Raw genomic sequence first — 21,312 nt, forward strand, 5'->3', positions numbered from 1 at the left:
GAATAAATAAGTATGATTCATCTTTATTTTTTTCTTGTTGGAGCTATTCTTGCTTCCTTTCTAGGCTTGGTCATTGACCGCTTCCCTGAGAAATCCATCGTTTTTCCAGCTAGTCACTGTGATTCTTGTCAGACTCGTTTGAGACCACTGGATTTGATTCCAATTATTTCTCAAGTAGTCTATCGCTTTCGCTGTCGCTACTGCAAGTCAAACTATCCTGTCTGGTATGCTTTCTTTGAGTTGTCTTTGGGACTGCTCTTTCTAGCTTTCTCTTGGGAATTTCTAACCTTAGGACAACTTATTCTGATAACTGCTGGCTTGACCTTAGGTATCTATGATATCCAGCATCAAGAATATCCCTTGCTAGTCTGGCTGACCTTTCACCTAATCCTCTTGGTTTGCTGTGGTTGGAATCTAGTTATGATTTTCTTCCTTATCCTGGGAATTTTGACTCACTTTATCGATATCCGCATAGGTGCAGGGGATTTTCTCTTTCTAGCATCTTGTGCGCTTATCTTTAGTCTGACAGAATTACTAATTTTGATACAGTTCGCTTCTACAACTGGCATTCTAGCTTTTCTCCTGCAAAAGAAAAAGGAAAGACTCCCATTCGTGCCTTTCCTCTTATTTGCTACCTGTATGATTATTTTGGGTAAGCTTTTGCTTTTAGGATAGTCAGGCCCTCTATGAGGGCTTTTATTTTGTCATCCTATTCCTTAGATAGCCTTCTCAATAAAGTTTCGTATGGTGGTCAAGCCATCTGGCGTGCCGATACTTTCTGGATGGTATTGGAAAGCATAGATAGGGAGCTTCTTGTGTTGAAATCCCATGATGACTTGGTCATCCATCGAACGAGCCGTAACTTCAAAGTCTGCAGGTAAATCCTCCACCATAAGACTATGGTAACGCATGACTGAACAGTTATTCTCTATCCCATGATAGAGGATGGATGGAGCTTCAAATTGGAGCTGACTTTGTTTACCATGCATGACCTTTGGAGCCAAACCTAGTTTTCCACCAAAAGCCTCTGCAATAGCCTGATGTCCCAAGCAAATCCCCAAAATTGGCTTTTCCCCAGCAAAATCTCGAATCATATCCTCCATTTTCCCAGCATCAGCTGGCCAACCAGGTCCTGGCGAAAAGACAAGAGCACTTGCCTTTTCTGCTACTTGATAGAGACGAGGATCGTCATTTCGCAAGACCTCAACAGGAGAAAAAGTTCCGATATATTGTGCTAGATTGTAGGTAAAAGAATCATAATTATCAATCAATAAAATCACAATTTTCTCCCTTTAATCTTGGAATGATTAGTTATTCTTAGCTTCAAGGTAGTCAGCAATAGCAGCTACGTCCTTGTCTCCACGACCTGAGACATTGATAATGATAATCTCATCCTTACTTAGTTTTGGAGCACGTTTAACTGCTTCTGCAATAGCGTGTGAGCTTTCGATCGCCGGGATAATTCCTTCTGTTTTACTTAATAAAAGTAAGGCTTGAACAGCTTCTTCGTCTGTCGCTGCTACATATTCTACTCGACCAGAGTCTTTAAAGTAGGCATGTTCTGGACCAACCCCTGGATAGTCCAAACCTGCTGAAATAGAGTAGACTGGAGCAAGTTCCCCATCTTCCTTAAAGACTGCATAGGTCTTCATACCATCAACAATTCCGACGCTACCCTTGGTCATAGTTGCTGCGTGCATGTCTGTATCAAGTCCATGACCAGCAGCTTCTACTCCAACCAATTTTACTTCTTCATCAGCTACATACTGTGAAAAGGCACCGATGGCATTAGAACCACCACCTACACAGGCAATAACGTAGTCTGGCAGTCGTCCTTCTTTGTCCAAGATTTGACGACGTGATTCTTCACTGATGACTTTTTGGAATTCATGAACAATCGTTGGATAAGGGTGAGGTCCCACAGCAGAACCTAAAACGTAGAAGGCTTCAAGGTCATTCATCCATGCTCCAAAGGCTGCATCAACCGCATCTTTGAGGGTACGAGTGCCAGTTTCAACTGCGTGAACAGTTGCTCCCATCATCTCCATGCGGAAGACATTGAGACGTTGACGCTCCACATCTTCTGCCCCCATATAGACATCACATGCCATACCAAATTTAGCCGCGGCTGCAGCTGTCGCAACACCGTGTTGGCCAGCTCCTGTCTCAGCAATGACACGCTTTTTACCCATTCGTTTTGCTAGAAGGATTTGACCCAAAACATTATTAAGTTTGTGAGATCCAAGGTGGTTAAGGTCTTCACGCTTGAGATAAATCTTAGCTCCGCCTAGGTGTTCTGTCAAGCTCTCTGCATAATATAACGGTGTCTCACGACCTGAATAATCCTTCAAGTAATGACGAAACTCAGCTAAAAACTCTGGATCATCCTTGTACTTATCAAAAGTCACTTCTAATTCATCTAACAAAGCCTGAATCGGCTCAGGTACAAAACTACCACCAAATTGTCCAAAATATCCTTTAGTTGTCATAAAATTTTCCTCTTTTCTATCATTTAAAAATATGAAAAAGCCCACACACGGAATCTACTTCCATGTGAGGGCGTTCGTAACGCGGTACCACCTCAATTGTAAAGAGACTATCCCCTTTACATCTCTGCCTTGTCTAACAACAAGTTGCACTGTAAGGTGTGCGCACCGAATTTTCATTGTTTCAAATTCATTTTTTCAAATCAGCCCAATTTCACTATTTTCAACCACCTGTTCGCAGCAACCACAGGCTCCCTGAAGATCTAAAATAATTACTTTTCTGATTTGTTGAAATTATTATATGTCATTATCTATTCTTTGTCAATGATTTTTAAACGATTATTTTGAAGAAGCAAAAATTTCTTCAGAAACTTTAACAAAAGTCTCAATGATATAGTCTACTTCTTCATCCGTTAATTTCGTGTGAAGCGGTAATGTAATTTCATTTTCAAAGAAAGCATAAGCTCGCGGATAATCTGCCATGTCAAAGCCAAGATTCTTATAGGCTGTCAAAAGCGGAAGCGGTTTGTAGTGAACGTTACTTGCGATTCCAGCTTTGGCCAATTCTTGGATAATTTGATTGCGCTCTTCGAGGCTCGCACCTTCTACATGGGTAATGTAAAGGTGACGACAAGATTCAACAGTATCTGTCTCATGAGCCAATGGGTGAATACGAGTTCCTGCAAATCCACGGTCATAGCGATCCACGATCTCCTTACGACGTTGTAATAAAGCAGGATAACGGTCCAACTGAGCCAGACCAAGCGAAGCCATGATATCCGTCATATTGCACTTGTAGGCTGGTGTTACGATATCGTATTCCCATGAACCTAGTTGCATCTTGGCAAGGGCATCCTTAGTTTGACCATGAAGAGAAAGAATCTGGAATTCCTTATACATTTCTTCATCGTCAATAGCTGGATTTGCTTTCCAGGTCGCACTTCCCCCCTCAGCAGTTGTAAAGTTCTTGACTGCGTGGAAAGAGAATGAAGTAAAGTCAGCGATTGAACCGGCTGGTTGTCCCTTGTAGGTTGAACCTAAAGCATGGGCACTATCAGAGACAATCACGATACGGTTAAAGGCTTTTTGCCACTTGCTAGCCGCTGTAAAGAGGTCACGTTTCTTTTCTATAACTTGGAACAAACAGTCATAGTCACAGATAATCCCTGCAAGTTCAACTGGGATGATGACTTTAGTCTTCTCAGTAATAGATTGTTCAAGCTTGTCATAGTCCATCTCAAAGGTATCAGCTTGGATATCAACCATCACTGGTGTAGCACCAACGTGAGTGATGACACTACATGATGCTGTATAAGTCATAGCTGGAACGATGACCTCATCGCCAGGTCCTACTTCAAGCACGCGCAAGATCAATTCAAGAGCTGCTGTTGCAGAGTTGAGGCAGACTGTTTTAGGTGTCTGAGTATAGAGAGATAAACGACGTTCTAATTCTTTTGTCTTAGGACCTGTTGTAATCCATCCTGAACGGAGGGTATCAGCTACTTCAGCAATTTCAGCTTCGGTAATATCAGGTGGTGAAAATGGAATATTGTAATTTGGCATTGATTTACTCCTTTAACTTGTGGCTACTTTATTTTAAAACTTCAACGACCGTCTGCAACATGATTTTGATATCACCTATGAAACTAAAATCACGCAGATAGGCTAGGTTAAAGTGCATTTTCTCTGGAAGAACTCTTTCTACATAAACCTGATCAACTGTCATACCTTTTGCCGTCATTTGACTGATAATAGTATCCTCGTCCTTATAGTTGATACTAGCAAGGGACGTAATCCCCGCCGGCAGTAACAAGGTCGCCATCATCTCAGGACTGTATTGCTCAGTGTAGCGTGGTACTTCAGGTCGTGTTCCTACAAAGGACATCTCTCCTTTGAGGACATTGACCAATTGTGGCAATTCATCCAAACGAACACGTCGAATGAAATTTCCAACTTTTGTGATGCGACTGTCATTGGCAGAAGTTACTAGGCTTCCCTTTTTATCCGCATCTGTCACCATGGTCCGGAACTTCCAAATCTTGAAATGTCTGTTGTACTGGGTTACCCGTTCTTGCTTGTAAATAACAGGCCCCTTACTATCGAGTTTGATCCAGATACTTAGAACAATAAATAAGGGTGAGGTCAAGAACAATAGGACCAAGGCTAGTAAGAAATCCAAACAACGCTTGAGGACCAGACTTCCTTTTCTTTGAGAGACTAGCTGGTAGTAGGGTTTAACCTCGCTTAATTGCATCTCGAGGGGTAGTTCATCCCATTTCAGCATGCATATTCTCCTCTGTTTTTAGTATAGTAAAATTTATCAATATCCTTCATTATACCACAAATTAGATAGCTAGGTGAAAGAAATCTAGCATTTTAAATCTTCCTTTTAAGATAAGGCTCCTGCTTGTAAGCTATACATCTTGTGATAAGTTCCACCTAAAGCCAAGAGTTCCTCGTGTGTGCCGCTCTCGATAATTCGTCCCTTGTCTAGAACATAGATACAATTAGCATCTTGGATGGTAGAAAGACGATGGGCGATGGCAATGGTTGTCCGCCCTTTTCGCATCTTTTCCAAGGAATTCTGAACCAGAGTCTCTGTTTCCGAATCAATATTGGCTGTCGCTTCATCCAAAATCAAGATTTTAGGCTGACTGGCGACTGTTCTGGCAAAGGCAAGAAGTTGACGTTGACCAGTTGAAAAGCTAGAACCTCTCTCTGAGACAGGAGAGTCGTAGCCTTGAGGCAATTCTTGAATAAAAGCATCTGCATCCACAAACTCTGCTGCCGCCTTAACTTCCTCATCGCTAATTTCTTGGTACATGGCGATATTAGACTTGATAGTTCCATGATAGAGGAAGGGTTCCTGCAAGACAAGACCCATGTTTTTTCTTAGTTCTTGATGGCTATAGTTACGAATATCTACATTATCAATCAAAACCCGTCCTGACTGAAATTCGTAAAAACGCATCAGGACATTGATAATAGAGGACTTCCCTGAACCTGTATGTCCCACAAAGGCAATGGTTTCCCCCTTCTTGACTGAAAAGGAAATATCGTCCAAAATTTGATTTACTCCATCATAGGAAAAACACACGTGCTCAAAACGAATATTTCCTTCTCTGATTGCTAGCTCACTGTCAGCTTGGACAGGTTCATAATTGCTTTGATCAATCAGTGCAAAGACTCGCCCTGCTGATACCATCGAAGTCTGAAGAATTGAGAAGTTTTGTGTGACCTCTATCAAAGGATCAAAGAGACGATTGATATACTGGATAAAAGCATACATGGTACCTGCTGTCATCCCGATATAGAGGCCTCTATAGCCGAAATAGGCCATGAGAACTGCATAACCTAAGAGCTTCAACAAACTCATGGCAGGACGTAAAAAGAGGGCGTCCAAGGCTACTGAACGGTTGGCATAAACGTAGTGTTCTTCATTAATCTCATCAAATTCTTCCTGCAGGCGTTTTTCTTGATTAAAGGCTTGAATAATTCGAATACCTTCAATACTTTCTGCCAACTTGCTATTTATATCTGACAAAAAGCTTCTCGTTTTTTCGATGATTTTAACTGATTTTTTTCGGTAGAGATTAACCAAGATAAAAATCAAAGGTAGAAAGAGAAGAATCAGACCTGTCAGACGAAAATCCAGGACCATCATTGTATAAAGGGTTGTCACAAAAATAAAAATCGCTGAAATAAAGCTAGACAAAAGTCCTGAAAACATATCACTGATGGTCTCTGTATCATTGGTCAATCGTGAAACGATAGAACCTGAAGGTGTCTTGTCAAAATAAGACATGCCTAGTCTTTCCATATTGGCAAAGGCATCTCTGCGAATGTCTCTAACAATGCTATAAGATACACGCGCAAAAAGTAGATTACCAATATATTGAATCAGAGTTTGTAGGATATAAAGACCATAGTAGGCTATCAAAACAGTAACAGCAAACTGACTCAGATTCCCCAGATACTGGTCGATAAAGTGTGAAGCAACCAGAGGAATGATACTCTTGATAACCGTTGTTGCTAGGAGAAATGATAGGGCTAGCAGGGTTAAGAGGCTATAGGGCTTGAGATAACCAAGCAATCGTTTCAATACAGCCCATTGTTCTTGTTTATTCCGCATCTTCTTCTCCTTTCATTTCTAACTGTTGAGACTGGTAGGTTTGGGCATACCAACCATCCAAGGCTAGTAAGTCCTCATGAGTCCCACGTTCGATAATCTGTCCATTTTGCATAACCAAGATCAAATCAGCGTGGACAACTGCACTGAGGCGATGGGCTGAGATAATCGTTGTTTTGTTTTCGCGAGTGGCTTTAAGATTATCAATAATAGCATATTCGGTCTTGGCATCTACAGCCGATAAGGAGTCATCTAAAATTAAGATATCAGGATTTAAAATCATAGCACGGGCCATAGCAAGACGTTGCTTTTGACCACCAGACAAACTAACTCCCTTTTCACCGATAATCGTATCGAATCCCTGAGGCATATCCAAAATATCATGATAAACTTGGGCTAATTTTGTCGCATATTCAACGTCAGATAGAGACAAGTCAGGATTACCAAAACGAACATTTTCTAAAATAGAACTAGCAAAAAGAAACTGGTCTTGAGGAACATAGCCCATGAGACCTCTAAGGTCGCTCAGACGATAGTCTCGTATATCATGCCCATTGAGATAGATGCCTCCTTGATTGACATCGTACTCTCGTAAGAGTAGCTTCATTAGCGATGTCTTACCTGAACCAGTCTGTCCTACCAAGCCCAGTGTTTGTCCCTTTTCTAGACTAAAGTGAATCCCATGAAGAGTTTCTTCATTTTCATATGAAAAACTATCGATTGCATACTCCAAACGTCCATTTTCAATCTTTGAAATTGGAACTTCTGGATCTTTAACGGGCGACTCTTGAGACAAGAGATTTTCAATACGCCGGTATGAAACCTTCCCTCTTTGAGTGATATTAAAGAGAAAACCAATCGCCATCAAGGGCCATACTAGCATATCCAAGTAGGAGATAAAAGTGACTAGATTACCGACAGTGACATTTCCTTCTTGAACCATGAAAGAACCAACCAAAAGTGTTAAAACATAAGATAAGCCAACAAAGAGCAAAACCATTGGATCAAACAAGCTGTCGTATTTCATGGTTTGCAAGTTCTTTTGAAAGGTTAGTTGATTGACTTCTTGAAAAGCATCCAATTCATGGGCTTGATAGCCGAAAGACTTGGTCACCTTAATACCTGATACTGATTCCTGAACCTTGTTGTTAAGTTCAGAAAAAGCTTCCTGAGATTCGTTAAATGCTTTATGGGTCTTTCTTCCCAGACGACTGGTCGCCATAGCCATAAAGGGCAGGGGTAAAATAGCTACCAAGGTCATTTGCCAAGAAATACTAAACAACATTGTTAATAAGGTAACAAGTGCAGTGATTGAAGCATCAACGGCTGACATAACTCCTCCACCTGCCAGACGGGTTAGGGCATTGATATCATTGGTCGCGTGCGCCATCAAATCTCCAGTTCTATAGGTCTGGTAAAAAGCGGGAGACATCTTTGAAAAATGTTCAAAGAGACGAGAACGCATGATTTGTCCTAAACGATAGGAAGTTCCTAAGATATACATGCGCCAAACATAGCGCAGATAGTACATCCCAAAGGCTGCTAGGAGCAGATATAGGAGATTCAGTAAAAGTTCTGGCTGAGTCAAATTTCCCAGAGTAATGGCATCAATGACATGGCCCATCACCATGGGAGGAATGAGGTTGAGAACAGCTACCAGACTAAGAGCAATAATCCCAACTAGATAACGGCGTTTTTCTAATTTAAAAAACCACCATAGTTTTTGAATGATGAACATAAGTTTCCTTTCTAATTGAAAAGGGAAACCTGAGGCATGAACCCCAGGTTTTCTTTATTCATAACTTACAACAAATACTTTTCCTTTATCGTACGCTCCGATAAAGATATTCATTGGAGTAAAATCCTCTTCCTTTTACTCGCTTTCTATAAATTACTCCTTATTATAAACGAAAGAGGGTGTTTTTTCAAACCATACGTTGGGGAAATAGGCCTTTTTTTGGTATAATATAGTCAATAATCTGAATGAAAAAGGAAGTAATATGAAACTTATCTCATGGAATATTGATTCCCTCAATGCTGCACTCACGAGCGACTCTGCGCGTGCGAAATTGTCACAAGATGTCCTACAAACCTTGGTAGCCGAAGACGCTGATATCATCGCCATCCAAGAAACCAAGCTTTCAACTACAGGGCCTACTAAAAAACATCTCGAAGTGTTAGAAGAACTCTTCCCTGGATATGAAAATACTTGGCGCTCTTCTCAAGAGCCTGCTCGTAAAGGCTATGCTGGGACCATGTTCCTATATAAGAAAGAACTGACTCCAACTATTAGCTTCCCGGAAATCGGTGCTCCTTCTACCATGGACTCTGAAGGCCGCATCATCACTCTAGAATTTGATACATTTTTCGTAACTCAAGTTTACACACCAAACGCTGGTGATGGACTCAAACGCTTGGAAGAACGTCAAGTCTGGGATGTCAAATATGCAGAGTACTTGGCTCAACTAGACAAGCAAAAACCTGTCCTAGCAACAGGAGACTACAATGTTGCCCACAAGGAAATTGACCTTGCCAACCCCGCCAGCAACCGCCGTTCACCAGGATTTACAGACGAAGAACGTGAAGGATTTACAAACCTTTTAGCCAAAGGATTTACAGACACCTTCCGCCATATCCATGGCGATGTACCAGAACGCTATACTTGGTGGGCACAACGCAGCAAGACTTCAAAAATCAACAACACAGGCTGGAGAATCGACTACTGGCTCACAAGTAACCGTGTGGCAGACAAGGTTACCAAGTCAGACATGATTGACTCAGGCGCACGCCAAGACCATACACCGATTGTCTTGGAGATTGATTTCTAAGGAGAAAACGAATGGACTATCAAGCTGTCATCCCTGAATTTGTCGTATCGGATATCGAGAAATCGCGTCACTTCTACTGCGACTTATTGAGATTCTCTGTCGAATACGAGCGTCCAGAGGAAAAATTTCTCTTCCTTTCGCTTGAAGACTGCCAACTTATGCTAGAAGAAGGCAATGCAGAAGAATTATCCCAACTGACTTATCCTTTCGGGCGTGGTGTCAATATCTCCTTTGGCATAAAGGATGTTCCTCGACTCTATCAGAAAGTAATCGAGTCTAACTATCCTATTCATCGTCCTTTGACTAAAAGAGAATTTCGAGTTGGTGAACAATATATCTATCCTCATGAATTTGCAGTTTTAGACCCAGATGGCTATTTTTTAAGATTTAGTGAATAGGATAATAAAGTATTAGAGTGGGAAAGTAATAAAAAAGAGGCATGTGCCTCTTTTTCTTATTTCTTTTGTCACTTACCTAATTTTAAAGTTCAACAAGTCTATTGTCGAAACAATTCAGATAAAAATCCTTCTCTCAACATTTCTAAGTTAAACACATTAGTAATATGACTAAATGCTTCTGCTAATGGTAAGTGTGCAGTTTTCCATCCTTGACCATCCGTAACCCATACAAATTCAACAGCATCATCTGATGTGACCACGAATTGACTAAGTTCAGTAAATTCACCAGCTACTGCTTTTAATTTACTTCCTCCTCCACCATAGTAATTTGTTTCAATCAGCCAAACCTTATGTTTTTCTCGGGAATAAACTGCAACATCAAATCTTCTCTCAGATTTATCAACAGGTACTTTAATTCCCCACTTATCCTTAATAAATTGGGCTGTAGCTTGAGATTTCCATTCCAATTTTTGTTCCTGAGAAATTTTTGCTACATGTCTCTCTAAAATCCCCTCCATGGTTGTTCCACTTCGGTTTTTTCGTGCATTGCTATCTAATCCAGTCTCTACTCCATAAACATAATCAACTAATGAACGATTAGCATGTTGTTGTAAAAAATTTAATAAACCAGATTGCTCGATAAATTTCAAGTAATCATCTATTCTACTAGTGTCTATCGTTTTGAAATCCAATTGCTCAAAAGACATATTATCATCATTGTCTATTGTAAGAATATCTAAAACTCTATCACGACTTGCGATTAAGCTAGGAATAGCTTTTAACAAATTAGGTTGTTTAGTGAATAAACGTAAAGCTTCTGAATAAATATCATCTTTACCAATTAAGTAGTTCAAAGTATTCAATTCTAATTCATACTTCTTTGTCTCACGGTCAACTTTATTCCAATTCACATAATACTCTGGAGTTCTATTGGTAATTGATAATGATTCTAAGAAAATCGTTAACCTTTCTTGTGGGGATTTTATTAAATAATTTTTAAAATTCATAATTAATTTTCCTCTTGTTTAGGTAATGGTAAGCCAATCGCATCTAATGGAATATAATTAAAATAATATTTACATCCAACACTAATAATATAATCTAAAGTATCTTTATAGCGTGGATTTTTAAACCAATCTTTATCTAATAGGTATGAATAACTGACCTCCTTATTTAAAGGAGAAAATAGTTTTTTATATTGTTTTAATTTAAAATCACATGTTTGTAACTTTTCGTCAACACTGCCACCTTGATTTTGTGTCTTTTTCTCAACTATATAAACTGTATTTTTACTAACTACAAAAATTGCTTCATCAGGTAACAATTGAGCGGATATAATTTTTGTATAATCAAATCCATCAATTTCATCAAAGTAGCGATAGAGACCAGTTTTTTGGAAAATCTGTCCAACTTCGTCTCCTAAAAATTTTATACTCCATCTAAAAGGTTTCGAACGCAATTTGGTTCCTTTGATGATTTTCGTTTTTCCTCCTTGTTCCGTCCTTTTAGTATCATAGTCAATATTCTCAATACTGTAGCCATCTTGACTAGCCAAAAATGTAGGGAAATCCGTTTGTATTTCAAAAGCTAAACCTGTTTTAGTGTTTGCTCCTCCAATGCCACCCTTTTTCATTGTGTATATTCCAACCTCTTCTTTGCAATTTTTAAATATTCTTTTTCAGCATCGATACCTATAAATCTTCTACCTAAGCGTTTAGCAACTACTCCAGTTGTTCCACTTCCTACAAACGGGTCTAAAATATAGTCCCCTTCTTTAGTAGAAGCCAAAATTATACGTTCCAATAAATATTCTGGTTTTTGTGTTGGATGCTTGCCAGCCCATTTCTCAGCTTTTTTCGTCAAGGCTCCTATCCAAACATCTTTCATTTGCTTACCATCATTTAGCTCTTTCATCAAATCGTAATTGTAATAATGACGAGCTTTTTTATCATTTTTTCTTGCCCATAAAATAGTTTCAGTAGAATGAGTAAAATAACGACAAGATAAATTGGGTGCAGGGTTTGTTTTCTGCCAAGTAATATTATTTAGAATTTTAAAACCTTCTTGCTCTAATGCCATTCCAACTGAGTAAATATTATGCAAACTCCCTGAAATCCATATAGTCCCATTAGGCTTCAAAACTTCTTTTGCTAAACGAATCCATTTGCGGTTGAACTCATGCTTTTCTTCAAATGAAGAAATTTTGTCCCAATCTCCTTTATCAACAGAGACAACTTGTCCACCAGAGTTAGAAATTCCACCATTACTTAAAAAATAAGGTGGATCTGCAAAAATCATATCCATACTTTCTGGTTTCATCTTGGATAGAAATTTGAACGTATCTGCATGGACAAGAATCATCTTGTTTTTATTGTAGTATGGTTTTGTCATAAGGACACCTCCATACTTATATTCGTTATTTTTCATAATTTGTGACTATAATTTCAGAAATTTTTCCTCTACTTGAAGACTTAGCACCATTCGTTCGTGTTGCATCAACATAATGAATATTGAAATCTTGGTACAATTCCTCTACTAAAGGACTCGATGAATTTGATAACATGACATAAGCTCCCTTTTCACTTAGTTTCTTAAATACATCTCTTAATCTAACTTGGTCATCATAGGAAAACCCTTCATGAGTATAAGATGTGAAGGCACTCGTCTCAGATAATGGAATATAAGGCGGATCAAAATAAATAAAATCCCCTTTTTGTACATCTAAAAGCGCGTCCTCAAAATCTCCCGCTCGAATTTCTATCTGATTACTCCTTAGGTAAGTTGAAATAGCAGAAATCAACTCTTCATCAACAATCTTAGGACTCTTATATTTACCGTATGGTACATTGAATTGATTTTTAGAATTCACTCGATATAAGCCATTAAAATCTACTCTAAGCATATACAAAACACGTGCTGCTCTTTGGACATCAGACATTTTGTTTATTCTATCATCACGATCAACTGAACGTAATTCTAAGTAATATTCCTTAGAATTATTTTCTTTATGAACTTTTAGCAATTCAATTAGTTCATTAGGATTTTCCTTGATTTGTTGATAACAGTTTATCAACTCAGCATTATAATCATTGATAACTGCCTTTTTAGGAGCTAAATCAAAAAATAAAGCACCTCCGCCAATAAATGGTTCATAATAATGATTATACGACTCAGGCATTAACTTTTTAATTGTCGGTAAAAGTTGACGTTTCCCACCTGTCCATTTAGTAAATGGTTGTAGAGTCAATTTATTCGGTTGTTCTAATTTCATACTTATTATTATACCACATAAAAGTTATCAAAAGCCTTGTATTTTACTCCCCTTGCAGAGATTTTTAGGTTTCAACGTTATTGAATATGAATATTATAAAAAGAGCAGGATAATTTTCCTGCTCTTCTTTTTTTTCTTTCTAGATTCGAATCTGTCTGTCTTCTGACCGCTCACCTGTTATAAACATGGTAAAGGTTGCTTTGCAGACATTTTTTCCATCTTGGTTGATGAGGTCTACATCGACGACACAGGTGGTGCGTCCTTTATGGACACATTCTCCCTTGATGGTCAATTCATCTCCGAGATATCCTGCTTTTAAGTAATTGATGGAAGACTGTAAGGTTACAACATCTAAATCAAGAGAAATAACGACTAAGCCACTGATTTGGTCACACAGAGTATAAAGATAACCTCCGTGAGCATTGCCGTAATAGTTAAGAGAAGACTTCACGACCTTGGTAGTTACGGTGACACGTCCATCTCTCATCTCCTTGATTTCATAATTTTCAAATGCTGATATGGCATCAAAGTGAAAATCCTTCATACATTCCTCCTAGTCTTTCAAACGCTATCATACTACTTTTTATACTAGTATGCAAGAGGAAGGTCCTGACACTATGGCATAAGTCCAACATGATTTACAAAACGCATAAAGGCTGCTTGTCCCTCTTCTGTTTGCTTGTAAACACCTGCATCTTCGAGGACTCGGGCAAAAATCTTCCCGACAGACTCTTTAACGATTTCAAGAGCTTGATTTTTGTCTCTTAAGTCTGGATGTCTTTCTTTCAACTCATCTGCCCATTCTTGGTGATAAGTTGAAACTGAGACATCCTCTCCGACTAGGTAAGCTGCCACCTGCTCTACTTCTTCCTTCAAGCGTGGTGGCAAGATTGCCAAGCCCATGACCTCTATCAAGCCGATATTTTCCTTCTTGATATGTTGGACGTCCTTATGAGGATGGTAGATGCCATCTGGATGCTCTACTGAGGTTTGATTGTCCCTCAAGACCAAGTCTAACTCAAATTGTCCATCTCGTTTACGGGCTATTGGTGTGATGGTATGGTGCGGTGTCCCGTCACTTTCTGCCAAGACCTGCACACTTGGATCTGAGTATTGTCGCCAAGCCAGCAAGATTTTATCCGCTAGCTCTGTCAAATCTTCTGCTGAATCTGAAGTCAATCGAATGACTGACATAGGCCACTGAACAATCCCTGCTTTAACCGTTTTAAAACCTGCAAAGGTAAAGCTTTTCTGAATAGAAGCCACTTCCATTGGGAATACATGGCGCCCACCTTGGTAATGATCATGGGTCAGGATGGAGCCACCCACGATTGGCAAATCAGCATTTGAACCAGCAAAGTAGCCAGGAAACTGCTCCACAATGGCTAACAAACGTTCAAAACTTTTGCGACTGATGGCCATAGGACGGTGTTGGCTATCTAGGAAAATACAGTGCTCATTAAAGTAAGCGTAAGGCGAATACTGGAAGCCCCACTCCTGACCAGAAATATCAAAACGTATAATACGATGGTTGCTTCTAGCTGGATGATTGACACGACCATGATAGCCTTCATTTTCCATACAGAGCTGACATTGAGGATAGTTACTCGACTTGACCAACTTAGCTGCCGCTATCTCTTTTGGATCCTTTTCAGGCTTAGAGAGATTGATGGTAATCTCTAGTTCACCGTAGTCAGATGGTACACGATAAGCAATATTCTTTGCGATAGCCTTTAGTTTGATGTAGTCATTCTTCTGACTGAGTTGGTAGAAGTTTGCAATTGCCTGCTCTGGTGACTGGGCATAGGTATCCCAAAAATCACGATTAACCTGACTTGGACAAGGTGTTACCAAATCCATGAGGTCAGCACCGAGAATTTCGCGCGCAGCCTGACTATCTTCAATCGTTTCCAATCGAACGGCTTCCTCGACAAGCTGATCTTTTAGTTCAATCAAATCATCTTGGTCAGTCTCAACTTCAAGAACTCCATCTCCCACCAGTGCTAAAACACGATTGGTTAGATAGATCCGATCCAACTCTTCAAAGCTACTTTCTGCAATGACTTTGGTCACAAAATTTTCTACTAAGGTCACTAAATAACCTCCTTCTGACTATTCTAGGATGCGAGTTCCACCTGCCACTTCAGCGATATAGAAGCTTGGAGCGTAGCCAACGATTTCTTCATAGTGCTTGCCTACAGCTTCTTTAAAGGACTCAACCGCATCCTTTTGAACCAAGGCAATCGCACAACCACCAAAACCTGCTCCTGTCATACGAGCACCAAGAACACCTTCTTGAGCCCAAGCTGTATGAACAAGGGTATCTAATTCCAAGCCAGTTACTTCGTAATCGTGCTCAAGTGAAACATGAGAAGCATTCATCAAACGACCAAACTTGTCTAAATCTCCTGCTTGAAGAGCGGCTTGTGCTTTAAGGGTTCGTTGATTTTCAAGAACGGCGTGGCGAGCACGTTTCAAACGATTTTCGTCTTTGATCAGATAGCTGTATTCGTCAAAAGCCCACTCGTCCAATTCACCTAAAGTCTGGATTTCCAAAGCAACTTGGAGTTCTTCCACTGCTTTTTCACACTCAGCGCGGCGTTCATTGTATTTAGAATCCGCAAGTTCACGGCGTTTGTTAGTGTTCATGATAACAACAACATTGTCCTTCAAATCAAGAGGAACCAAGTCGTATTCTAGAGTATTGGTATCTAAGTAAATAGCACGTTGGTCTGCCCCCATACCGATAGCAAATTGATCCATGATACCAGAGTTAACACCGATAAAGTTGTTCTCTGTCAATTTCCCGATTTTTACTAAATCTAAACGGTCCAATTTTAGGTCAAAGAGGTATTCTGCCACGACACCTGTCAAAAGCTCTAAGGATGCAGATGAAGACAAACCAGCACCATTTGGAATATTCCCATAGACATAGAAATCAAACCCTTTATCAATCACATGACCAGCTTCTTGCAAGAAATGTAGGACACCTTTTGGATAGTTGGTCCAGTCATGTTCCTTCTCAAATTTGAGGTTAGCTAGAGGAACTTCGATGATTCCCTTATCTTCAAAGTTAGCTGAGTAGAAACGCAAAACTTGGTCTTCACGTTTGCGAGCTGCCCCGTAAGTACCTAGTGAGATAGCAGCTGGAAAAACATGACCTCCATTATAGTCTGTATGTTCACCAATTAAATTGATTCGACCCGGTGAAAAGAAGGTTTGATCTGCTTCTTGGCCAAAAACAGCCAAAAAATCTTTACGGAGTGCTTCAGTAGTAAGATGTTGTGTCATAATGATTCTCCTTTGTCCATTTTTAGGTAAAAATTCCTAAAATGTAATCGTTTTCTTCTATTGTACCCAAGGTTTTTACTTTGGTCAACAATTTTACCAATATTTTACTAAACTATGAGTAAAATTATAGAAAAATATGTTATAATAACCTAAAAAGGAGGGTAATTATGGCTACACTAAAAGATATTGCCCAGTTAGCTTCTGTCTCCATTGCGACTGTATCCCGTGTCCTCAATCGCGATCAGAGTTTGTCCGTAACCGAGGAAACTAGACATCGTATCTTAACAGTTGCTGAAGAATTGGGTTACACCAAGCATCTCAAAACTGGTGAATCGCATAAATTAAAACAAAAAATTGCCATCATCCAATGGGTAAGCGAACAAGGTGAATTGGAAGATCTCTATTACTACCAGATTCGTCTAGGGATTGAAAAAAGAGCCCAAGAGTTAGACTATGAAATCTTGCGCTATTTTAATGACCAGCCCTTTACCCTTAGCGAGGAAGTCATTGGTATTCTCTGTATCGGAAAATTTAGCCAGACTCAAATTGCTTCTTTTGAGGAATACCAAAAACCCCTGGTCTTTCTGGATAGTGACACTTTAGCCCTAGGGCATACCTGCGTCATTACGGATTTTTACAATGCTGTTAAACAGGTTATAGACTTTTTCACTAGCCAAGGATTCGATAAGATTGGTATCCTCTCAGGTCTTGAAGTTACGACCGATGAAGAAGAACTGATCCAGGACAAACGCTTAGAAAACTATAAAGCTTATATGCAAGAAAAAGGTATTTACCGTGAGGAACTTGTCTTTCAAGGGAACTTTAGTGCCCAGTCAGGTTATGACTTGATGAAAGAAGCCATTGAAACCTTAGGTGATAATCTTCCTGCAGCTTTTTTTGCAGCTAGTGATAGTTTAGCTATTGGTGCCCTTCGTGCCTTGCAAGAAGCTGGAATGCACCTACCTGAGCGTGTGAGTTTGATTTCCTTCAATGATACCATCCTCACCAAGCAAGTCTTTCCCCCTCTCTCTAGTATCACCGTCTACACCGAAGAAATGGGGCGCACTGGTATGGATATTCTTAATAAAGAAGTTCTCCACGGTCGTAAAATCCCTAGCCTAACTATGCTTGGAACTAGATTGACTTTACGAGAAAGTACCTAGATCAAAATAAAAAAACGACTAAAGAGTTCTAGAACTCTTTAGCCGTTTTTTTAGTCAATGACAATGATAGATTTAATAGCCTTACGCTCATCCATATCCTTATAGGCTTGGTCGATCTCTTCCAAACTATAAGAATGTGTGAACACACGACCTGGATTTATGTCTCCATCAAGGACAGCCTTGAGTAAGAACTGTTTGTCATAGGTAGTAACAGAAGCTGCTCCACCTGCTACAGAGATGTTTTGGGCAAAGGTCGAACCAAGAGCACGGTTATTGTAGTGAGGTACTCCGACAAATCCCATACGACCACCATTGTGGAGAACACCCAAAGCCTGATCAATAGCTGCTTCTGTCCCAACGCACTCAAGAGCAGCATCTGCACCTCCACCAAGTATTTCTCGAACCTTAGCAATGCCTTCTTCACCACGTTCTTCTACGACTGCAGTCGCCCCAGATGCCAAGGCCATTTCCTGACGATCCTTGTAACGGCTCATGAGCACGATTTGTGAGGCTCCACACATTTTAGCTGCGATGACTGCACATTGCCCAACTGCTCCATCTCCAATAACTACAACCTTGTCTCCAGGTTTCACATGTGCTACACGCGCCGCATGGTAGCCTGTAGGCATGACATCAGCTAGGCTAAGCAAGGATTTTAGCATAGCTTCTGTATAGTCTGAAGGTTGGCCTGGGATTTTTATTAATGACCAATTCGCACAATGGAAGCGAATATACTCTGCTTGAACACCGTGAGACCAATTGCTATTTCCTAAATGACGATCACAAGTACCATCAAAGCCAGCATGGCAGGCATCACATTCACCACAACCATGTGTAAAAGGGGCAATGACAAAGTCTCCAGGTTTTACTGTTGTAATGGCATCTCCAGTTTCCTCTACAATTCCAATCGCCTCGTGACCACTGTTTAAACGGCCTTCTTTGATATTGGGATTGCGATAAGTCCACAAATCTGAACCACAAACACAGGTTCTCACGATACGGATAATTACATCGTCTGGCGCTTGAATTTGTGGACAATCCACTTGAACAAGACCAACATGTCCTGCCTTACTATAAACTGCTGATTTCATAAAAATAATCCTCTCTGTTTCTTACTAACTCTAGTATACACTTTTATAGTTCATTTTGTAAGAGGAAAACTTCCGAAGGAAACTTTTAATCGAACATCCCACTAATTAATGATAATAGAATTAGACTAGCTTAAAAAAGATAAGAATCTTTCCGCTGTTTCAGGTTCTTGATGATCATGGAAGAGAGTACTTGCTTGGTCCAATCCTTCTATGCTCTTCATTTCATCTTCTGTTAACTCAAAGTCAAAAATATCAAAATTCTCTTGCATCCGTTCTTTACAAACAGACTTAGGAATGACAACAACATCACTTTGGATCAAGAATCGTAGAGCTACCTGAGCTACTGATTTTCCATGTTTTTCTCCAATTTCCTTCAACAAAGGAGTATTAAAGAAGTCATTTTTTCCTTCCGCAAAAGGCCCCCAAGATTCAATTTGACAATTGTATTTTTCCAAATACTTTTTGGCTTCTTTTTGTTGCTGAAATACGTGAGTTTCTATCTGGTTGATAGCAGGTTTAATTTCCACAAAATAGTGAAGATCAATAAATCGATTAGGTGAAAAGTTAGATACACCGATGGCACGAACCTTCCCAGCTCTATAAGCTTCTTCCATGGCTCTGTATGTGCCATAGTAATCACCGAAAGGTTGGTGAACCAACAAAAGATCAATATAATTTGTTTGTAGTTTTTTCAAGGATTCTTCAATCTAAGCCTTGGCCTTTTCATAGCCAGCATTCGAAATCCAAATCTTTGTCGTAATGAAGAATTCTTCACGCGGAAGACCCGATTCCAAGATAGCTTCCCCAACACCTGCTTCATTGCCATAGATTTGAGCGGTATCAAAAGAACGATATCCAATCTCGATAGCATCAAGAACTGCTCGCTTTGTTTCATTTACTGGAGTCTGAAAGATCCCAAATCCTACTTGAGGCATTTTGACATTGTTGTTTAAGGTTTTGTAATACATATTTTCCCCTACTTCTTTTATTACTTTTAGTTTACACTCATTTTACCTATTTGTATACAAGCAAATGAAAAATAGTATCAACCTTTCCAAAACTTCTCTAGTGTTCGTGAGCTTTTATGCCTTCAATATCTTCAAGGCATCGTTTGTGTTGGGCATGATTCATTGGACTACTATCCACTTCAATAGTAATATTGTGAACTCCATTTTGTCTTAAAAAATAGCGTACATCTTCTTTACTATCTTCCATGCGCATCCAATCCTCTATACATAAGTGAACGATAGCATTATTTTCTAGGCCATCCATGGACCATATATTCAATTGGTTGATACTTTTGACATTTTCAACTGATAATAAATCCTGCTCTAGCTTTTCGCTATCGAGCCCCTCAGGAACTGCATCTAGGAATATCTTAAGACTAGACCAAAAACGAGGGATAGCTTTCCAGAGTATAAAGCTAGAAATTAAAAGGGATAGAAGTGGATCGAGGATGTACCAATCCGTTAGGTACAAGACCCCTGATACCACAATAACAGCTAGCCAACCTAAAATATCCTCCAGAAAATGAAGACTGAGAATGGACTCATTTTTAGTCTTTCCTTTTCGAACAATGAGACTAGCCAGTAAATTTATAATAATAGCAATAATTCCTAATACAAGCATTCCTTGATAATCTACTACTTCTGGTTTTATCAAGCGAGGAATATTCTCTATAATCATCATGAATGATCCTGTCAAAAGTATTACGGATGTCAGTATGGCTCCTAGAAGACTAAATCGTTTATAACCAAGAGTATAGCGCTTATCCTCCTGACGATTAGAGACTGTTTCTAGACAAGCAGATAAACCAATCGCAAGAGCATCGCCCAAATCATGAACAGCATCTGCTAGAACTGAACTAGAATTAAAAATACTTCCGAAAATAAACTCTAGCACTGAAAAACTCAAATTTAAGAAAAAAGCTACCCTTACAGCATGTTTTGTCTTCATATTCCTCATTCCTTTGTTATAATAGATTCATGAACATCTTGTTCATTATTATTATCCAATAAAACTCAATGAAAGGACAGAAGCAAACCGTTCTCTTTGTACAATACTGAACAGTTTGTTCAAAGTGTCCATATGATTACTCAAGATCGTCGCATCACCAAGACTCGAAAAGCTATCTATGCTGCTTTTTTACAATTACTAAATCAAAAAAACTTTGAAACGATTACCGTTCAGGAGATAATAGACATAGCAGATGTTGGTCGTTCCACCTTTTATAGCCATTATGAAAGTAAAGAATTACTCCTAGACGAGCTCTGCCGTTATCTCTTCCATCATCTTTTTGAACGTGAGGAAAATATAACTACAGAAGCTTATTTGGCTCATATCTTTTTGCATTTTAAGAAAAATCAAGACCATATCACCAGCCTCCTTTTCTCAAAAAATGACTACTTCCTCCGTCAATTACAGAAAGAATTGGAACACCATGTTTATCCCATGGTCGCAAAGGACTTACAAGTTTCCTATCCTAATATTCCTGCTTCCTATCTCAAGCATTTTGTCGTAACTAACTTTATCGAAACACTAACCTGGTGGCTCAAAAAAGGGAAATCTTATAAGGAAGACCAAGTAGTTGGATTTTATTTGGATGTTTTAGCTATGAACTCCCGATAACTTTCATTTTAGCTAGATAGACACTTT

At 39.4% G+C, this 21,312-nt stretch carries 20 protein-coding genes, 1 pseudogene and 1 other annotated feature; of the genes and pseudogenes, 5 read left to right on the forward strand and 16 right to left on the reverse strand.

What is annotated here, in order from left to right; all coding sequences use genetic code 11:
* Positions 1–12 precede the first annotated feature (12 nt).
* Positions 13–675, forward strand: a complete 663-nt coding sequence (locus QM941_RS07795) for a prepilin peptidase (protein ID WP_414340048.1) — start codon at positions 13–15, stop codon at positions 673–675.
* 41 nt (positions 676–716) lie between these two features.
* Here the strand turns inward: QM941_RS07795 and QM941_RS07800 are convergent, their stop codons facing one another.
* The 6 genes from QM941_RS07800 to QM941_RS07825 form a co-directional block, all read right to left on the reverse strand.
* A complete protein-coding gene (locus tag QM941_RS07800; RefSeq protein ID WP_414340049.1) occupies positions 717–1,280 on the reverse strand; it encodes an aminodeoxychorismate/anthranilate synthase component II in 564 nt (187 codons plus the stop codon).
* A 27-nt stretch (positions 1,281–1,307) separates the two neighbouring features.
* Positions 1,308–2,489 (reverse strand): tryptophan synthase subunit beta, encoded by a 1,182-nt coding sequence (trpB, locus tag QM941_RS07805; RefSeq protein WP_414340050.1) that lies wholly within the window; start codon positions 2,487–2,489, stop codon positions 1,308–1,310.
* Positions 2,490–2,552: 63 nt separating this feature from the next.
* Positions 2,553–2,784: a binding site (T-box leader), on the reverse strand.
* Positions 2,785–2,825: 41 nt separating this feature from the next.
* Positions 2,826–4,049, reverse strand: coding sequence for a DegT/DnrJ/EryC1/StrS family aminotransferase (locus QM941_RS07810; protein ID WP_414340051.1), 1,224 nt, complete (start codon positions 4,047–4,049; stop codon positions 2,826–2,828).
* 28 nt (positions 4,050–4,077) lie between these two features.
* Positions 4,078–4,770, reverse strand: a complete 693-nt coding sequence (locus tag QM941_RS07815) for a sugar transferase (protein WP_414340052.1) — start codon at positions 4,768–4,770, stop codon at positions 4,078–4,080.
* Between the two features lie 105 nt (positions 4,771–4,875).
* Positions 4,876–6,618, reverse strand: coding sequence for an ABC transporter ATP-binding protein (locus tag QM941_RS07820; protein WP_414340053.1), 1,743 nt, complete (start codon positions 6,616–6,618; stop codon positions 4,876–4,878).
* The gene (locus QM941_RS07825; protein ID WP_414340054.1) at positions 6,608–8,353 is read right to left on the reverse strand and encodes an ABC transporter ATP-binding protein; all 1,746 of its coding nucleotides are present in this window, start codon (positions 8,351–8,353) and stop codon (positions 6,608–6,610) included. Before QM941_RS07825 ends, QM941_RS07820 begins: the two co-directional genes overlap by 11 nt.
* Positions 8,354–8,615: 262 nt before the next feature.
* Here QM941_RS07825 and QM941_RS07830 point away from each other — a divergent pair, with 262 nt between their 5' ends.
* Together QM941_RS07830 and QM941_RS07835 are read left to right on the forward strand one after the other, a co-directional pair.
* Positions 8,616–9,443, forward strand: coding sequence for an exodeoxyribonuclease III (locus QM941_RS07830; RefSeq protein WP_414340055.1), 828 nt, complete (start codon positions 8,616–8,618; stop codon positions 9,441–9,443).
* A gap of 11 nt (positions 9,444–9,454) precedes the next feature.
* Complete coding sequence (locus tag QM941_RS07835) at positions 9,455–9,841, forward strand: bleomycin resistance protein (RefSeq protein ID WP_414340056.1); 387 nt, start codon at positions 9,455–9,457, stop codon at positions 9,839–9,841.
* Positions 9,842–9,939: 98 nt separating this feature from the next.
* Here the strand turns inward: QM941_RS07835 and QM941_RS07840 are convergent, their stop codons facing one another.
* The 7 genes from QM941_RS07840 to QM941_RS07870 all read right to left on the reverse strand — a co-directional run bounded on the left by QM941_RS07840 (position 9,940) and on the right by QM941_RS07870 (position 16,403).
* Positions 9,940–10,848, reverse strand: a complete 909-nt coding sequence (locus QM941_RS07840; protein WP_254804163.1) for a type II restriction endonuclease — start codon at positions 10,846–10,848, stop codon at positions 9,940–9,942.
* A gap of 2 nt (positions 10,849–10,850) precedes the next feature.
* Positions 10,851–11,474 (reverse strand): hypothetical protein, encoded by a 624-nt coding sequence (locus QM941_RS07845; protein ID WP_414340057.1) that lies wholly within the window; start codon positions 11,472–11,474, stop codon positions 10,851–10,853.
* Positions 11,471–12,232, reverse strand: coding sequence for a DNA-methyltransferase (locus tag QM941_RS07850; protein ID WP_414340058.1), 762 nt, complete (start codon positions 12,230–12,232; stop codon positions 11,471–11,473). Before QM941_RS07850 ends, QM941_RS07845 begins: the two co-directional genes overlap by 4 nt.
* A gap of 25 nt (positions 12,233–12,257) precedes the next feature.
* Complete coding sequence (locus QM941_RS07855; protein WP_414340059.1) at positions 12,258–13,112, reverse strand: DNA adenine methylase; 855 nt, start codon at positions 13,110–13,112, stop codon at positions 12,258–12,260.
* Between the two features lie 139 nt (positions 13,113–13,251).
* The gene (locus tag QM941_RS07860) at positions 13,252–13,656 is read right to left on the reverse strand and encodes a PaaI family thioesterase (protein ID WP_006153520.1); all 405 of its coding nucleotides are present in this window, start codon (positions 13,654–13,656) and stop codon (positions 13,252–13,254) included.
* A gap of 71 nt (positions 13,657–13,727) precedes the next feature.
* Positions 13,728–15,206 carry a UDP-glucose--hexose-1-phosphate uridylyltransferase gene (locus QM941_RS07865; protein WP_414340061.1) on the reverse strand — a complete coding sequence of 493 codons (1,479 nt, stop codon included), beginning with the start codon at positions 15,204–15,206 and terminating at the stop codon, positions 13,728–13,730.
* An 18-nt stretch (positions 15,207–15,224) separates the two neighbouring features.
* A complete protein-coding gene (locus tag QM941_RS07870) occupies positions 15,225–16,403 on the reverse strand; it encodes a galactokinase (RefSeq protein WP_414340062.1) in 1,179 nt (392 codons plus the stop codon).
* 167 nt (positions 16,404–16,570) lie between these two features.
* Here QM941_RS07870 and QM941_RS07875 point away from each other — a divergent pair, with 167 nt between their 5' ends.
* Entirely contained in the window at positions 16,571–17,566 is a 996-nt protein-coding gene (locus tag QM941_RS07875; RefSeq protein ID WP_414340063.1) for a LacI family DNA-binding transcriptional regulator, read from the forward strand.
* A 50-nt stretch (positions 17,567–17,616) separates the two neighbouring features.
* Here QM941_RS07875 and QM941_RS07880 read toward each other — a convergent pair whose 3' ends face one another.
* From QM941_RS07880 to QM941_RS07890, 3 genes and pseudogenes are all read right to left on the reverse strand, one after another.
* Positions 17,617–18,657: a zinc-binding dehydrogenase gene (locus QM941_RS07880; protein ID WP_414340064.1), complete on the reverse strand. Its 1,041-nt coding sequence runs from the start codon at positions 18,655–18,657 to the stop codon at positions 17,617–17,619.
* Between the two features lie 125 nt (positions 18,658–18,782).
* Positions 18,783–19,625 (reverse strand): annotated as a pseudogene (locus tag QM941_RS07885) (aldo/keto reductase).
* Between the two features lie 97 nt (positions 19,626–19,722).
* Positions 19,723–20,613 (reverse strand): cation diffusion facilitator family transporter, encoded by an 891-nt coding sequence (locus tag QM941_RS07890; RefSeq protein WP_414340065.1) that lies wholly within the window; start codon positions 20,611–20,613, stop codon positions 19,723–19,725.
* 132 nt (positions 20,614–20,745) lie between these two features.
* On the opposite strand from QM941_RS07890, the gene QM941_RS07895 reads away from it, so the two are divergent.
* Positions 20,746–21,285 carry a TetR/AcrR family transcriptional regulator gene (locus QM941_RS07895; protein WP_414340066.1) on the forward strand — a complete coding sequence of 180 codons (540 nt, stop codon included), beginning with the start codon at positions 20,746–20,748 and terminating at the stop codon, positions 21,283–21,285.
* Positions 21,286–21,312 lie beyond the last annotated feature (27 nt).

The organism is Streptococcus timonensis (assembly GCF_047460355.1).
In the GTDB taxonomy this organism is placed as follows: Bacteria; Bacillota; Bacilli; order Lactobacillales; family Streptococcaceae; genus Streptococcus; species Streptococcus timonensis_A.